19 protein-coding genes are annotated in these 15,733 nt (G+C 57.9%); 12 read left to right on the top strand and 7 right to left on the bottom strand.

Annotation, left to right across the window (positions count from 1 at the left end; genetic code table 11):
* Positions 1-20: 20 nt before the first annotated feature.
* The 3 genes from gvpN to gvpA form a co-directional block, all read right to left on the bottom strand.
* Positions 21-1,064: a gas vesicle protein GvpN gene (gene gvpN, locus NBT67_RS16845; protein WP_251344617.1), complete on the bottom strand. Its 1,044-nt coding sequence runs from the start codon at positions 1,062-1,064 to the stop codon at positions 21-23.
* Entirely contained in the window at positions 1,061-2,209 is a 1,149-nt protein-coding gene (locus NBT67_RS16840) for a gas vesicle protein GvpC (RefSeq protein ID WP_251344616.1), read from the bottom strand. The genes gvpN and NBT67_RS16840 overlap by 4 nt, the downstream gene beginning before the upstream one ends.
* A 90-nt stretch (positions 2,210-2,299) precedes the next feature.
* Entirely contained in the window at positions 2,300-2,530 is a 231-nt protein-coding gene (gvpA, locus tag NBT67_RS16835; protein WP_010890519.1) for a gas vesicle protein GvpA, read from the bottom strand.
* Between the two features lie 183 nt (positions 2,531-2,713).
* Here gvpA and NBT67_RS16830 point away from each other — a divergent pair, with 183 nt between their 5' ends.
* The 10 genes from NBT67_RS16830 to gvpM are packed head-to-tail and all read left to right on the top strand — an operon-like array spanning position 2,714 to position 8,573.
* On the top strand, positions 2,714-4,330 hold the full coding sequence (locus tag NBT67_RS16830) for a gas vesicle protein GvpD basic region 2 domain-containing protein (RefSeq protein WP_251344615.1): 1,617 nt from the start codon (positions 2,714-2,716) through the stop codon (positions 4,328-4,330).
* 2 nt (positions 4,331-4,332) lie between these two features.
* The gene (locus NBT67_RS16825) at positions 4,333-4,914 is read left to right on the top strand and encodes a PadR family transcriptional regulator (RefSeq protein WP_251344614.1); all 582 of its coding nucleotides are present in this window, start codon (positions 4,333-4,335) and stop codon (positions 4,912-4,914) included.
* Positions 4,907-5,545 carry a gas vesicle protein GvpF gene (gene gvpF / locus NBT67_RS16820; RefSeq protein WP_251344613.1) on the top strand — a complete coding sequence of 213 codons (639 nt, stop codon included), beginning with the start codon at positions 4,907-4,909 and terminating at the stop codon, positions 5,543-5,545. Before NBT67_RS16825 ends, gvpF begins: the two co-directional genes overlap by 8 nt.
* A 6-nt stretch (positions 5,546-5,551) precedes the next feature.
* A complete protein-coding gene (gene gvpG / locus NBT67_RS16815) occupies positions 5,552-5,803 on the top strand; it encodes a gas vesicle protein GvpG (protein ID WP_092733781.1) in 252 nt (83 codons plus the stop codon).
* Positions 5,803-6,363, top strand: a complete 561-nt coding sequence (gvpH, locus tag NBT67_RS16810; RefSeq protein ID WP_251344612.1) for a gas vesicle protein GvpH — start codon at positions 5,803-5,805, stop codon at positions 6,361-6,363. Before gvpG ends, gvpH begins: the two co-directional genes overlap by 1 nt.
* Positions 6,360-6,794: a gas vesicle protein GvpI gene (gene gvpI / locus NBT67_RS16805; RefSeq protein ID WP_251344611.1), complete on the top strand. Its 435-nt coding sequence runs from the start codon at positions 6,360-6,362 to the stop codon at positions 6,792-6,794. The genes gvpH and gvpI overlap by 4 nt, the downstream gene beginning before the upstream one ends.
* Positions 6,787-7,131, top strand: coding sequence for a gas vesicle protein GvpJ (gene gvpJ, locus NBT67_RS16800; RefSeq protein WP_251344610.1), 345 nt, complete (start codon positions 6,787-6,789; stop codon positions 7,129-7,131). The genes gvpI and gvpJ overlap by 8 nt, the downstream gene beginning before the upstream one ends.
* Position 7,132: 1 nt before the next feature.
* Positions 7,133-7,474: a gas vesicle protein K gene (locus tag NBT67_RS16795; protein ID WP_251344609.1), complete on the top strand. Its 342-nt coding sequence runs from the start codon at positions 7,133-7,135 to the stop codon at positions 7,472-7,474.
* Complete coding sequence (gene gvpL / locus NBT67_RS16790) at positions 7,471-8,316, top strand: gas vesicle protein GvpL (protein WP_251344608.1); 846 nt, start codon at positions 7,471-7,473, stop codon at positions 8,314-8,316. Before NBT67_RS16795 ends, gvpL begins: the two co-directional genes overlap by 4 nt.
* The gene (gene gvpM, locus NBT67_RS16785) at positions 8,316-8,573 is read left to right on the top strand and encodes a gas vesicle protein GvpM (protein WP_251344607.1); all 258 of its coding nucleotides are present in this window, start codon (positions 8,316-8,318) and stop codon (positions 8,571-8,573) included. Before gvpL ends, gvpM begins: the two co-directional genes overlap by 1 nt.
* 642 nt (positions 8,574-9,215) lie before the next feature.
* On the opposite strand, the gene NBT67_RS18280 is transcribed toward gvpM, so the two are convergent.
* Together NBT67_RS18280 and NBT67_RS16780 are read right to left on the bottom strand one after the other, a co-directional pair.
* Positions 9,216-9,353, bottom strand: a complete 138-nt coding sequence (locus NBT67_RS18280) for a DUF7837 family putative zinc-binding protein (protein ID WP_455429065.1) — start codon at positions 9,351-9,353, stop codon at positions 9,216-9,218.
* A gap of 239 nt (positions 9,354-9,592) precedes the next feature.
* Positions 9,593-10,132 carry a hypothetical protein gene (locus NBT67_RS16780; protein ID WP_251344606.1) on the bottom strand — a complete coding sequence of 180 codons (540 nt, stop codon included), beginning with the start codon at positions 10,130-10,132 and terminating at the stop codon, positions 9,593-9,595.
* 218 nt (positions 10,133-10,350) lie between these two features.
* On the opposite strand from NBT67_RS16780, the gene NBT67_RS16775 reads away from it, so the two are divergent.
* Together NBT67_RS16775 and NBT67_RS16770 are read left to right on the top strand one after the other, a co-directional pair.
* Positions 10,351-12,096 (top strand): transposase, encoded by a 1,746-nt coding sequence (locus NBT67_RS16775; RefSeq protein ID WP_251344605.1) that lies wholly within the window; start codon positions 10,351-10,353, stop codon positions 12,094-12,096.
* A gap of 517 nt (positions 12,097-12,613) precedes the next feature.
* Positions 12,614-13,912 (top strand): tyrosine-type recombinase/integrase, encoded by a 1,299-nt coding sequence (locus NBT67_RS16770; protein ID WP_251344604.1) that lies wholly within the window; start codon positions 12,614-12,616, stop codon positions 13,910-13,912.
* A 79-nt stretch (positions 13,913-13,991) separates the two neighbouring features.
* On the opposite strand, the gene NBT67_RS16765 is transcribed toward NBT67_RS16770, so the two are convergent.
* Both NBT67_RS16765 and NBT67_RS16760 read right to left on the bottom strand, forming a co-directional pair.
* On the bottom strand, positions 13,992-14,471 hold the full coding sequence (locus tag NBT67_RS16765; RefSeq protein ID WP_251344603.1) for a DUF8160 family protein: 480 nt from the start codon (positions 14,469-14,471) through the stop codon (positions 13,992-13,994).
* Positions 14,468-15,274, bottom strand: coding sequence for a ParA family protein (locus NBT67_RS16760; RefSeq protein WP_256474727.1), 807 nt, complete (start codon positions 15,272-15,274; stop codon positions 14,468-14,470). Before NBT67_RS16760 ends, NBT67_RS16765 begins: the two co-directional genes overlap by 4 nt.
* Positions 15,275-15,733 lie beyond the last annotated feature (459 nt).

Genomic DNA, 15,733 nt, shown 5'->3' with positions numbered 1-15,733 from the left:
CTATGTAGAGACCCCGGATCTTAAGAAAGGCTGACTTCCATGTCTTCGATCGCGGATTCTATCTCCTCGCGCAGCTCGCGAACGTCGCTCCGCTGGGCAACCTTCGATGCCAGCACGTCGGTACAGACGTCGGTCAGGACGGCCTGGTCGACGGTGTCGACGGTGGTGGCGCCTTCGGCAGCCATGATTGCGGCCCGGGTGCCCACGGTGATATCGAGCCGCCCGCGGAGTTCACGCAGGACCTGCACGATGTCCTCGACGTTCGTGCCGGTCGACCCGTCGACGTGCGCCCGGACGATCTCGATCTCCGTGTCGAGATCGTAGAAGTCCATGTAGATCCCGATGAGGCGGTCGAGCAGGGCGTCTTGCGGCTCGTGGACGCCGGCGTACTCGACGGAGTTAGAGGTCAGGATGGTTCGGAACTCGGGATGCACGTCCACGTACCGGGATTTACCGCGTTTCCCCGGCAGTTCGAGCACACCCTCCTCGAAGACCGACAACAGCACGTTGTTCGCGACGGGCTTGGTTCGGGAGAACTCGTTGTAGACCAGCGTCGCCCCCTCTTGCACAGCGAGCGTCAGGGGGTTGTCAACCCACCGGTCACGGATGATGTCCTTGCTCTTGACGACGTTGTGGATGAACTGGTCGCGCTCCGAGATACGCTCTTTTTCGGCGTATTCGCCGACGAGATCGCTGGTCGTGAGTTCGGCGTCACCATTGATCCAGACGACCGGCCGATCGCGCTCGCGCGCGACGTGCATCGCCAGCGACGTTTTCCCACAGCCGGTCGGTCCGATCAGGTGAGTGGGTCGTCCGACGTCGAGCCACCGCTCCATCCGCGTTTCGACTCGATTGACCGATTCGGTCTCGACGAAGGACTGTTCCTCCGGGACGAACCCCTCGTCGATATGGGCGGACGACTCCTGACGACGAGCGCCGTTCTGTCTCTCGAGACGCTCGATCTCCTTATCATCACGGCTCTGCGATCGCCCCTGTTTCTTGTCGCCGCGTGAGGAGCGGATCTGCGACCCTCGGACCTTGCGCTTACGGGACTCGTTCGTCATGCTTGATCATCCGGCCGAAGGGGGATGTCCTCACCGTACTCGTCGCGGTACTCCTGAATTGTTATATCGTGGGTCTGGAGATGGGGCTCCGTGATCGCCTGATAGTATTCGCTACAGACCCGGCACTCAACCATGTCTTCCGGCGCTGCTTCCTCTGTCTCCTCCTCTGCGTCCCCCGCTTCCGCCTCGTCTGTCGCGTCCACAGGACTGCTTTCTGCGTCCGGAGCCGTCGTTTCAACTTCGACCGGCTCTGTCTCTTCGTCCTCGGTACCGGCGGATTCTCCGCCAGCTTCGTCTGGAGGGACCTCTGCTTCCGCGTCTACGTCCGCTTCATCCTCCACGGGTTCGGCTTCCGCGTCGGCGGCGACTACCTCGGCCGTGATCTCGTGGCCGTAGAAGTCACGGGCGAAGGCAGCGAAGGCGTCCTCAGTCGTTGCAAACTCCGCTCGAAAGTCGCCGATCTCCTGCTGGAAGTCATCGATCGCCTCGAGCAGTGCTTCTACCTCCTCGCCATGGAACTCCTCTCGGTACGCTGCGAAGGCGTCGGCGGTAGCGTCGAAGCTGTCGCGTTGGTCCGCGGTGGCAGCGTGGAACAGGGAGATCTCGGCATCGAAGTCATCAGCGTAGTCGTCAAATGCGTCGTGCACGGCGATGAATTCCGCTCGCAGGTCGTCGATTGCTGCAACCAACTCGGAGATATCACGGAGCGCAGCGACATCGGCTGCGAAATCGTTTGCGTATGCGTCGAACGTCTCGTGGGTTGTGTTCATCTCCGTGCGGAGCGCCTCAATCGCAGCCAGGAGATCGCCGATATCTTGTTTGTCTGCGACATCTGTCGCGAAGGTGTCAGCATACGCCTCGAACGCGTCCTGGAGTTCACGGTTCACGTCCCGCTGGGCGTCAATATCGGCACGGAGGTGGTCAACCTCAGCGGCGAACTCGTCACCATAGGTGTGAAATGTGTCTGTCGTGCTGGTCATCTCCGCCTGGACGTCGCCGATCGCCTCAACGAGGTCATTGACCTCGTCTTGTTGTGCTGCGACATCAGCTGCAAACTCGTCAGCGTATGATTCGAATTCGTACTGTGCCGCCGCGAATTCCTCGCGGGCCGTACTCATCTCGTCGCGTTTGTCTGTGACACTCATGGGTTTAGTGTGTATCAAAGAAGGGTGTTAATGGTATGGTGTGCAATCTATTCACCTCTCTTACGCCGGGCCGAAGGGGAGGTCTGTGCGTCAGGCCTCGGGTGCCGCCTCGGCGCCGGCGGTAAGTTCGGCTTGTTCGATTTTGGCGATTTCTTCTGCGTAGTGGAGGAAGGTGTCCACCGAGGCGGCGACGACCCGCGCCTCGACGGTCAGGATTTCGATGCCGACAAGCGACACGCGAGCCCACACGTCCACGACGACACCTTTGTCCAGTACGCGATCCAGCACTTCTGCCAAGCCTGAGGAATCTGGCTGCGCCATTGCATTCACAACTGTACTCGCCCGTCACAAAATGGTATGTATAGTTTCAGCAGTCGTTTCATCTCCTGTAATGAGTCGTACTTTTAAGTAAGGGGAGCATAAAACTCCCTGTATAGTCGGTATGCGAAGAAAGCCTCACCTACGAGTCAGGAATGCTCTACCGTCACCGACTGGAGAAAAGTAATGAGTTCATCCAGTCCAGCTCAACCGCCCACAGACCACACCGGGCTCGCGCTGTTCCCGCGCGAAATCAGCCAGTTTTTCACGGGTGATACCGGGCAATCGCTCCTCGTCAACGGCGCACCAGGCACGGGGAAGACCTTGTTCACGATCCGCGGTCTCGATGTGTTGAACCGGGATGGTGATATCTTCTACGTGTCCACGCGCGTTGATCAGGAGACGGTGCACGAGATGTACTTCGACGATCACTCCTCACTTGACACAACCGCGATTCTTGACCTCTCCCAAGACCCATTCGAACTCCCACTGGACGTAGACGTGCCATTCGAGAAACTCGATCTGGATTCGCTCCTCGAATGGATCCAGGAGATCAACGCCGTGACCCCGCAACTCACAATCGCATTCGATAGCTGGGAACTCATCTACGAGTACTTGGCTGCGCGCCACGACGATCCCCCTGACATCGAGACAGTGACGAATCAACTGGTCGTTCTTGCCCGCGAAGAGAACATTCGTCTGATGTTAGTGTCAGAAACAGCGGAGTCCTCATCGCTTGAATACATCGTCGATGGTGTCGTCTCCTTGGAGGTGGAAGAGGACGACCGCGGCCGAACGCGTCGGCATCTTCGCCTGGAAAAGCTTCGAGGTGTTCGGATCGGCAACCGCTTACAGCCGTTTACACTTGCCGACGGCCAGTTCCAGGCAATCACGCCAGTCGAATTACCAACCATCCGAACAGGAACCCTGGAGGGGGAGGGCGCGTGGGATCCACTGGCAAATTCGAAGGCGAAATTCTCGACTGGCATCCGTGATCTTGACCGTATCCTCTCGGGTGGCTACAACCGCGGCAGCGTCGTTCATCTCGACCTCGGACCCGATCTGTCTCGTGACGCGTGGAGCGTATTGACGCTCCCGACAATTCGTAACTTCCTTGCTCAGGAGATGAGCGTTGCGGTTGTCCCACCCCGGGAGGGCAGCCCCGGCTTACTCCACAACGATCTCAATACGGTGCACTCTCCACAGGTCTTCAATACCTACTGCCACGTGTTCGAAACATACGCTGGCCCCTCTGACGATGCAGATCGGTACGACCAACTGGACACCGATGCGTCCGCTGCTGAGATGGCAGCGACAACCACAGCGGACGATGCAGCGACGCCGGCACATGAGACAGATGAGCAGGCCGATGAACCACGTTCGATGGATGCAGTTACAGGAGGTGACCAGTCGCATCCGATTGATGACGACCTTGAGTTACCCATAGAAGGCGAGCAACTCGCGTACGAGCCATACATAGCCTACGTTGAACAGGTGCGAGCAGAAAGTGAAACCCCGTTGTTGCACGTGATCAGCATGGACACGGCGCAGGAGGCGTTCGAAACCCGGCTGGGTGACTTTGCGAATTATGTCGCTCTCCACAACGACCTGACACTGCTCATCACCAAGCCAGATACTGAACTCCGCACGCGAGCGGATTGGGTTGCCGATATGCACTTCCGGCTGGAACGATTGGGTGACGCCATCATCCTGTATGGCGAAAACCCGTTAACGCCCTTGCACGGCATCGGTATCAGCCAGTCAGAGTCGATCCCCGAAATCTCGCTCACGGAGATGGTCTAATAATGGACGACCTGCTGGAGGAACTCACCGCGGACATCAACGCCGACGCCACAATCTCGGTCACAGTATCCGATCTCGAATCGGTGATCGACTCCAACGGTGCATCAGTTCACGACGACCAGCCGCATGATGAGGGAGCGGCGCAACGGTACACGGATACGCCGCTGACTGATGACGCGGTCGCTACGATAGACGGGTGGCTTGACAATGACCAGCTGCACACGATCAGTGATGAGATCGTTACCGAACACATCGACGCGATTCTCCTCCTCCTGATCGCTGTGCGCGATGGCGCCTGCGGCAAAGAACTGTTACAAGATATTCGGCGATTGTTTGGGACAGACCTGAGTCCGGGCACAGTATATCCGCATTTAAGTAACCTTGCAGACGACGGTATTCTTGAAATGCAAAAATTAAGCAAGCGCAAAGTGTATCGCCTCCCCGCTCCCGACGCAGCATTCACCCGAATAGACCACGCGGCCGATCAGTTGCTGCTGTTTTCGTTCGTCCTCAAGGCAGCCCTGACCGATTGCAAAGCCAATCAGTCACAATCCCAATCCCACCGGAGTGAGACCGATGAGTGAGAACCTGTACACCTACGGCATCATCAAACAGCAAGACCTCGAATTAGATGTCGAAGGCGTCGCTGGCGCAGACCGGATTTACACGGTCGATTACAAGACGCTCTCGGCCGTCGTCTCCGAGATCGACACGACCGACCCCGAGCGCACCGACGAGGACGTGGAAGCGCACAACACCGTGCTTCAAGAGGTGCTGGAGTACGACGGGGGGCACACCGTCGTCCCGATGAGTTTCGGGATGGCGTTCAAAAACGAGCGCACGCTCAAAGGCGTATTACGTGGCGCACGACGCGCGTTGCGCAGTACGCTCAACGATATTGAGGGGACCGTTGAACTTGGGGTGAAGATACTCGCGCCTGCTGACGACGCAGTCCCTCAGGACGACGTCCAAGCCACCGTCACAAACCAGCTAGCAGACCTGAGCATCAACGAGACTGAGAACGATCTGTTCACCGACCGCCTGATCGTCAACAAGTCGTACCTCGTGGACCGCGATAAACGCGACGCCTTCGACTCTGCAATCGACGACGTCGAAGCGGAGCACGACGACCTGACGATCCAGTACACGGGGCCGTGGCCTCCCTACAATTTCGTGGACATCCACATCGGTGCGGAACAACAACAAGGAGGGTGACACTGCATGTTCATCGTTGACGACCTCTTCGTGAGTCCGTTCTTCTCGTTGCTGGACATCCTCCAGACGATGGCGCTCAACGAGATGTACGACACCAAATCGATTCGAGACGACATCAAGGAGAACCAACTCCTGTACGAAGTCGGTGAACGGTCCGAGGAGGAACACCAGCAGCGCAAGCAAGAACTCGAATCGCAACTGGAGATGGCCGAGCAGATCCAAGAGCAGATGCGTGACCGCATGGAGGTCAAGAAATAATGGTGCCCGACAAAAACGACGATACGCCCGGCGACGAGTCTGACGACCAGTCTTCCCAGCCCAGCGAACTGCTCGACCAATTGCGTACGCTCGTCGAGGCGCTCGCCGACATCGAAGAGGAGAGCGGTCACCGACACGAGTCAGGCCGTATCGACCGAGGAAACGCCCGAATTGATTACGACTACGATGTTTCCATCGGGCTGGGACGAGCGGACAGGTCGTCCCACGACGAGGAACCATCGTCCGATCGGTCCCGCACCGAACAGCGATCTGGTCAGCAAGGGACGACGGAGGATTCGATTCACGTCGAGACTCGTGAAGGAACGAGCGGCGACGAACTCGTCGTGGTCGCAGATTTGCCCGACGTGACGGACGACGACGTCGACGTCGCACTCGATACCGACGAGCAGGCACTCACGCTACGCGTCGACGCCGACGTGGTCGAGCGAGTCGTACTCGACCGGCCGGACGTGGCGATCAGCGATATGACTCTCAAGAATCAGGTTCTCGAAATTCGGCTATCACGAACATCGGACACCGATGGAGGTGAATCCACATGAGCGACAAACAACAACAAAAACACGAGCAGAAAGCACGACAGGCACGAGTAAAGGCGCAGATCAACCGCGATAAAGCCCGGCGCAAGCTGCTTCGGCAGCGCGAAAAACTCGCCCGGCGTCGGACCCGCAACCGGAAGCAGTCGGAGACCCGGCGTGACGATTCCGACGGCGACGATGCTGACGGTGAAACGGTCGAGAATCCAGCGGCTCACTCGACGATGCCGCCTCAGAAGTCGAACGGGGAGAACGCGGTACGCAACTCCCACTCGACCGTCCCGAAGACTCCGAAGTACTCGGATATGACGGCTCGAGAGCGATTGTACGGCCAACGGCTTCACCAGAAAACAGCCGGTGGAAACTCGGAGGCATCCGCTCCGTCGGATGAGAGCGCGTCCGGGAGTCCCACTGAGGACGAGGTGAACGATGAGTGACCCCAAACCGACGCGCTCGCAGGGCGACCTCGCCGAGATGCTGGAGATGCTCCTAGACAAAGGAGTCGTCGTCAACGCGGATATCGCAGTCAGCGTCGGGGACACGGAACTCCTCGGTATCGAGTTACGGGCCGCGATTGCTTCGTTCGAGACAGCGGCCGAATACGGGCTCGAGTTCCCAACGGGGACGGATATGGAGCGCGTCGAGTCCGCCGCGAATATCTCACCGGACCAGTCCGACCCGGCGTCGGAAACCCAATCGGAGACCGAATCGACGAACCCACTGTCGGACGATTCGACGCCGACGGCGTCCACGTCGACGGAGGAGACCGAGTGAGATGGAACTAGGGCTTGACGGCGACGAGGACGACCTGCAAGGCGGGCTCACGGCGCTGGTCGTGACTGTCGTCGAATTGCTGGTCGAGGCCCTGGAACAAGAAGCCGTACGTCGGATGGAGTCCGGGTCGCTCTCGGAGGAGGAAATCGAACGACTGGGGCGACAATTACAGGCTCTCGAAGAGGAGCTTGAACGACTGAAACAGCAGGAGGACATCGACGCCGAGGTCTCCGAATTCAAGGATGACCTCGACCACGTGATCCGCGACGCTATCGAACAGCTCTCCGAACACGAGACGCAGTCACGTCGCGGCTCGACGGAATCCCAGCGTGATAACGCATGACTGACCACCGTCCCAGCCCGGAAGAAGAGCAGACAGCGACGAACGAGGAACGGACGATCAGCGACGGCCGCTATCTATACTGCGTGGTCGATACCACGTCGGCGGAACCGGCGACCCTGTCCACGACTGGCGTCGACGACAACTCCGTCTACGTCGTTGAGGTCAATGGCGTGGGCGCCGTCGTCCACGATTGCGAGACGGTCTACGAGACGGAAGACCTCGAACAGGTGAAGCGATGGCTGCTCACACATCAGCAGGTCGTCGATGCGGCGGGCGACGCGTTCGGGACGCCGCTGCCGATGCGATTCGACACGGTCCTCGAAGGCGGTGATGCGGGTCTCAAGCGGTGGTTGGAGGGCCACTACGAGGGTATTCGCGACGAGCTAGCGTCGTTCACGGGGGTGTGGGAATATCGTACCAATCTGTTGTGGGATTCCGCTCCGTTCGAGGAGACCATCGCAGACCAGGACGACCGGCTCCGAGAACTACGACAGCGCAAGCAACAATCCGGCGCCGGGAAGCGATTCCTCCTCGAGAAACAATACGATCAGCGGCTCCAAGAGCTGAAACGGGAACGACAGACGGAACTAGCAGAGCAACTGGAAGAGGCTATCACTCCGGTCGTGAATAACCTGACCGAACAGGACACGAATACGCCGCTGCACGACGAACACTCGTCCGTCGAGAAAGAACAAATCGTGCGGTTCGCCGTTCTCGCGGACGAGGACAACGAGACCGCTCTCGGTGATCGATTGGATACGATCGTCGAACACGAGGGAGTAGAGATTCGATTCACGGGGCCGTGGCCACCGTACACGTTCGCGCCAGATATCGGTGAATAATGGAGCCAACGAAAGACGAGACACACGCGATAGTCGAGTTCGTCGACGTGTTACTGCGCGACGGGGCCGTGATTCAAGCGGATGTGATCGTGACGGTCGCCGACATTCCCCTGATCGGCATCAGCCTCCGGGCAGCAATCGCTGGCATGACCACCATGACGGACTACGGCATGTTCGAGGAGTGGGATGCTGCGCATCGACAACGGCAGGGCGAAGCGTTCACGACCTCATCTCGCGCCGATCAGCGAGAGGAGTGATTTGAGGTCGTATGGCGCGAGAATACGACGTGTTGCGAAGATTGGGGAATAATGCACAGGTTCAGCGGAGATTCCTCACCCGTCTGAGGGTTCTCTTGCAGCCCTGCTCACGAGTGAACTCTTGGTTTCTCTCAGAACGCGAAGAAGAATTCAGTCATTACTGTCATCGCAGATGATCTTTCGGAACTCGTCGCCGAGGGTGTCGTGATTCTCGTGAAGGATTCACAATCGAAAAATTGGCCCCTTCTGTCGGCTGAGGCCAGAATGGAAGTGGTTTGGATGACAGACTGGCCTCAACTTCATAGCGTTCAGCGGACTTCAAAGGTCTTCACCAATAGTCAATTACTACCACACTGTTTAATTAGCAGACCTACGTACCGGCTGACTCAAATAGAGCGAGTTGAACCTACCCTCCTGCGAATTATTTTCTGACACGCTCACGCGACTGAAAGACTGGAATCCTTCCAACTGAACGCAATTGGAAGGCTGCTATATCTCATACCGAGCAACCTCACGGCTACCGCACGCCGAACACTGCTCGGACGCTGAAGAAACGCTGGCTCCACACCGGCGACACTCAAAAACCACCACAGACCCACTCGGAGACGAGAAAACCCGCTTCAAAACCCCGAACATACGGTATTATTCTGGGTCGACGACGTCCCGGCAGTCAGGACATTCCGCCCACACACCGGACGTGTACTCGATCAAAACGTGGTACGACAGTATCTCACCACCACAGTGCGGGCACTTACCAAGATGGCGGTTCTGTGTACTCATATGAGTCGACAAGTGGAAACGAGAGGGAGCGTGTGACTGGCGCTCAAGCACCCTCTACAATCCCGTGAGAAGTGAAGACTACATATAACTCAGGGAACCACACTGAACGTGGAACGACTGGTGGTATTCGGCTGTTTGACACTCACGGTCATTGGTGGAAGTAGCACTACGGAGGAGACTCAGCACCCAAGTGGTACGTACAGATAACCCAGAGCACAGAGACAGACCGCTCCCTCCGTCTAGTCCTCACTCTCGTCGTCGGTCTCCTCATCCAGTCCGACGAGGTCGTCTTCGAGCCGTTTTCGGTGGGCTGCTTTCTGGTTACTCTCTGGTGGCGGCTCGAAGCCACCAAGGGCTTCCTCTGGTGGGATGGTGTCTTCAGGAATGGCGGGTGGGTTTCGCTCGTGTTCGTAGCTGATGATCAGCTTGTCGCGATTGAGTCGCCCGATCAACCGTTCGCGGTCGGTCTCACGCTCCCGCTGAAGTCGCTGGAGGTTCCGGACGGTCTTGTCTACGTCGATCTCCTGAATGCGATCGTAGACGCGGGTTCCGACGCGCGTGAGTTCGTATCGTTTCTCCGTGCCGTGATCAGTCGGCCGATGCGTGATTTCGATTAACTCCTTTTCAACGCCGTCTTGGAGTCGTGTTGCGACCGTTGACGAACTGACCAGGACGGCGTCCTCGACATCCTGGAATGACGCACTCCCGCGCCCGATTTCGACGACGATCTCGAGTGCTCCCTTCGTTCGGAGGAACTCCTCGATGAGTCCGTGTTCCATTACTAGCGAAGCACTAGCACTTGATGAGTATAAATCAAACTAATTCGTAACCCGAACCGATTCACCGTCTATACTTATTCTTGAATTTGCCTAATTCGCAACTTATAGCGCGCATACCCATTGATAGGGCCGGCCTGATAACAGGAGGATAGATGCGACGTTTCGCCCTCCAACTGCGCTACGACTTCAATTCACAGTAATATTTGGCGCGCTCACAGATGGATCAGGCACGAACGTCGCTCGTGAAGCAAGCCGACGAGATCATTGATGCGGACACAGATTGGGTCACATTCGCGGAACAGCTAGACGTGCAGACGTACCGGTACAGAGACGCGCACCCGGACTGGCACGATGGCACCCCGTTCCGCCCGATGTTCCTCGCCTACCTCTGGGCGACTGTCGAAGACGACTCCCTCACCGGCATTCCCAGTCGGCTGGCTGCCAATCCCGACCTGGCTGCGGCATTCGGATTCGCCCCCGACAGTCTCCCTTCTGAGAGTACGTGTAAACCAACACGTCTCGAAGACCGGTTCAGCACCCTCGAGTCGACGGTGACACAAGCCGCAAAGAGCATTCGAACCATCGCCGCCGAACAGGGCGCTCCCATCGGCAACGACCTCACACAACTCCACGACACGGACGACGAACCTGACGAGACCGGGCCGTCGGAACGCACGATTGACCGACTGCTCCGCCAGAAAGGCCGGGAGGTCCTCGACGAACTCAAAACGGTCGCCATCCCGTCGATGGACCTGCCACGACCGGACGACGCCGTCTACGACAAAGACGAGTTGCTCGTCCTGGAAGCGATTGCGGCGATCAAAGGCAAGGCCGCCAACGATGCCGGGAAGCGCCTGGGTGACGTGAAAAACCCTGACCCAGACCTGGACGATCCGTTCTACGAGGATGGGCCGTCTGGGGAGACGCTGCTCGAGGCGATGAAAGACATGTCGGTCGATGAGATTGCGACCGTGATGAACTTCGGGTTACGGAAGACGTACACGCGCGCGAAACCCCGCCTCCGCGACCTCGAAAACGACTCCACCGGACGGTTTGGCGTGCGAACGAACGTGGCCATGGACATCACGTACGTCGCGTACCGCGGTGACCGAGATGAAATGGTGTGGGTTCAGGGCGCGCCAGATGGCAAGGAGTACGACTGGTGTCACAAGTTTGGGACGATCACGATTGTCGGGGACAACACCCACTTCGTCGTTGGCGTCTGCCCACTCGGAAGCACTGAATACGCGGCGACTGAGGCGTACGCCGGGGCGGACAACTCCTACTACGTCGGGGATGTCGCCCGCCGCCTGCTCTCCATAGCAAACGACTACGTGAGCATCCGGACGGTGTTCGCCGACCGAGAGTTCCACGCCACCGACGTGGTGGCCACGCTCGAAACGAACGGCCTGAACTATGTCATTCCGGCCAAGAAAGACCCCCGAATCAGACGACTGTGCGACCGGTTCGCCCAGCTAAAACGCGGCTACGACGACCCCGGCGACACGCCCCTCTATGTGGAACAGGACTACGCGATGCATGGCGCAGTGAAACATGGCGTGTCCAACCAGAAGGTGTCCACAACGGTTGTGGTGTTGCCGCCGGACGACGACGATGACACTCGTGGCGACAGTCCACAGCCGTTTCTGACGAATCTGGATGTGGATGATGCGACGCCGTTCGACCGGGAGTGGGCAACGGAGACAGTCGAGGAATACAGCGCTCGCGGAGCGATTGAACGGAGTTATGCGTCGATCAAGGAGTGTGGGGCGTGGACCACCTCGAAGGAATTCGAGGTTCGGTGGTTCCACTTCGGGTTCGCCTGTGTCGTCTACAACATGTGGTTGCTGGTGGACTTCATGGCCCAGGAGCGAATCGGCGTGATAGAGACGCGGACGAAACCGCGACTCACGCTGTCACGATTCCTGGAGTGGCTCGATGAGGTGCTCGACACACTCATGTAGCGGTCGGTCCGGGGCCGCCCGCGGCGAGAGGCATCACTACCCAGCAACCCGATTTTCGCGCGGTAGTGCGGCGATTCGGTTGTATATTCGGAATCTGGTAAGTAAGGCGGTGCGTTTTCGTCGATTTTCGCCGTGAATTCGACAGTACATCGCCAAGTCCGTGCACGTTTTCGGGCCCATTCGCAACTCCAGGGCTGGAAAATTATATAGCAATATACCATTTATGAATGGTGGAAAATCGGGTATCTGGTCTTTTTAGGCTTCCTAACCGTGATTTAGCATCGAACAATCGGACCTTCATGTATTCACGTTTACTCCGATAAACGTAAACAGATTCAAGAAGGTGGCCGCCGTCTGCCACCGCGACCACGATGCAACCGCCGAACACCCAGGGTACAACCCTGCAGGAGGCCCCTGTAGAATCAGGCAACGGCTCGAGGGGCTTCCTGTTCGCGACTGGGGCCCTGAATCGGCACCTCGACTCCCTAGGCGCGACCGCAGAGGACGGTGACGCCCGATGACTCCCGATGAGGAGCACAGGGCAACGGAGTCGGAAGCCGAGACCGTCTCCGTCCTCGACGTCCTGGAGGATTACCTCACGGACAAGGGAAAGGGACGAGACGGTGAGAGCGGACAGTATCGACGACACGCCGACCGCGAGGTGAACCGATTCGTCGAGTTCCTCGCCGGCGACCAACCGACATCTTCGGTGACCTTTGAAGAACTGACCGTGGAGGCGCTTCGTGAGTACGCTCGGTATCTCTCCCGGCAGGGGTGGACGGAAGGGACGGTTCAGAACTACTACGCGCACGTCTCCGGGTTCTGTGGGTGGGCAGCTCGCGAGGGCTACCTCTCAGGGAATCCCGCTCAACGGCGACGTGCGAAAGAACCACTCCCCGAGGATACGGGTCGAAAGAGCGGCGAACAGCAGGCATGGTCTGCCGAGCAGCGTAACCAGCTCCTCTCGCACGTCGACGATCGGGCCCACGACGCAATCGACGATGTCGGGAGCGACCGCCAGACCGCAATCAAGGCGTGCCGTGACAGGGCTCTCGTCTACGTGCTTTGTTTCACCGGGGTTCGAGGGGCGGAGATACTGGCTGACGACGGCGACGATCGTCGCGGACGCGATGGACTTCGATGGGCGGACGTCTCGCTTGAAGATAACAGTATCCAGGTGCTCGGAAAGAGCGGAAAGTGGGACGATCGACCGCTTCCCGAGCCGGCGGTTCCCGCCCTCGAACGATTACGGAGCGTACTCACACCGTCGAGTGAGGAGTGGCCGGTGATTCCAACACTCGATTACCCGACGCTCGTGCAGACATTCGCGAAGGGGATGACTGAGCGGGGCTACGATCCGGGAGAGGTCGAAGCGCTCCGGCAAGAGATGGTCAACGACGGAGAGGCGTCTCTCATCGAACTCCTCGTCGAGTATGACATCAACCCGCCGGCCTTGACGACACACGGCGCTCGGACGGTTCTGAAGCGTCTCACGGACAAAGCTGGCATCGACCTCGACGACAAACACGGGTATCTCGCGCCACACGGGGCACGCCGCGGGGTTGGTGAGGTTCTCGTTCGGGCGTACGGACACGCTGAGGCGGCTCGCTACCTCGACAACTCCGAGGAGATCGTTCGCGAACACTACTCTCATATTGAGGCCGGAGAGTTGGCCGATCGCGCTGAAGCCGCGTTCGCGGAACACGGGGACGACAAACCGCATACCCCTCAGGATGAGTCACGCACGGGGGATGCGCTGGTGGATTCAGACTCAGATGCGGGCTCGAATCCGGGTAGAGAGACGGATACTCGCTGACCCCCCACCAACTGTGTACAACGGTCGGTAGCTGCTTTCTCAACCGTTTTCCCAGCTCCTCGAAAAAATATAGTTCGTCTCAGTAGCGTTCGACCAGTTCTTCGATGTACGCGTCCAGGTCGTCTTGGCTGAGCCCGGCTCTCATGACCGCCTCGAGGAAGTGCTTGTGCTTCTCAATCTCTCCTTTGTCCGCCATAACTCGCTGGGCATTCGCTTTCGTGTACGCTTGATTGAGTTCCTCTTGGAACTCTTCAGTGAGATACACGGCATATTTCGAACGGGTTCGGCGGGTGCTATTCGGGTCGGGATCCGGGCCACGAGTTTTCTCTGTAGAACTTGTCTCACTTTCAGAACTCGCAGAACTTGTAGAATCTGCAGAACCCGTAGTACCTGTGTCACCCGTATCGTTGGGATGTCCTTCGTCCTCGGCCTCAGATTCCTCGGGCCGTTTTCCGACACGGCCACTAAGTGCGTTGCCGAGTCTGTCGTCGAAGTCACCCCCTTCTTGCTGGCCTGGGTCTTCTGATCCCGTCTCGTCTTGAGCTTCGTCGTCGCTCATGAGAAGTACTCCTCCACGGCACGCGCGAGGCCGTCGTAGGTTTCGCGCACTTCCTTAGCTTTCTGTTCTCGATGGCGATTCTCCGGCTCGTAGGTGTAGATACTGTGGTTTTGAGCAAACGCGCCTTCGATGGCAACGGTATCTGGGACGGTGAACGTGTGCTCTTCGCCGATGTTCTTATGGAACCACTCAAGCCGGTCTTCGCTGATATTGTTCCGGGTTACTGCATTCACCACCGCACCCATGATTCCGATATTTGTCTGGAACTCGCGTTCGAGTTGATTGATCTCTTGGGTGAGGAGATTCATCGAGAACGTCGCGATTGGGTCTGCACGTGAGACAAACAATACGTTTTGCGCAGCCAGCAGTGCACCGTCCGCGAGCGGGCCCATATTTGGTGGCGAATCAATGAGCACGTAGTCGTATTGGTGCTCGATTCGGTCGAGTATCATCCCAAGACGTTCTTGTGTTCGGCTGAGCGACCAGAGCTCACGTTCGAGCTGGAAGTTGCTCCCATGCGCGGGCAGTACGTCGAACTCGTCGTGTGAGACGATGAGGTCGTTTACCTCGTCGAACCGGTCGATATCCGTCATTATATCGTAGAGCGACCGATCCTCACTCACGTAGTATTCGCGCAGACCCAGCGTAATGGTGATGAACCCTTGGGGGTCTGCATCGACAACGAGCACATCGTTATCCTCGTCGAGGGCTTCGGAGCCAGCGAGTGCCCCGCCTAGGTTCATCGTTGTCGTACTCTTTCCGACACCGCCTTTCTGCATCGAAATTGAGAGCCGATGTGTCATGTGTATCCTCTTGAACCTGTAGAACCTGTGTGATACAGGTACTGCTTACTCTACAGGTTATACAGGATAGTACTTGTAGAACACGTATAAATCTACGTCAGACACGTTCTTTGGGTGATACGGGTTATACGTGTTATACGGGTTCTATAGAATATATGGGATACAGGGTATGGGTTTGGGGTTCGTATTCCTGCTCCCCTCTGTGATCTAACTTAAGATCGGGTGTCCCAAAGAACACGTGTATTACGGGTTCTACGGGTACAACGATATACTCGAATCACCGTCGCATTCTCATCCTTATGTCTGCGCTCCCCCAGGCCCAAGGCTCCACAGAGAACCCATGTGCTACGGGTTCCATCGCAGCATGATATCCATCTGGAATACCTCGATTGAACACGACCCTTGTAAATGGTGAGTGGGAGAAATCCAGCGCTGGCGCTTGGATTGCCCGTCTGGCGA

The sequence above is a fragment of the Haloplanus sp. GDY1 genome (genome assembly GCF_023703775.1).
In the GTDB taxonomy this organism is placed as follows: Archaea; Halobacteriota; Halobacteria; order Halobacteriales; family Haloferacaceae; genus Haloplanus; species Haloplanus halophilus.
Note: the sequence above shows the minus strand (reverse complement) of the source record. Positions and strands in the feature narration are given on the sequence as shown.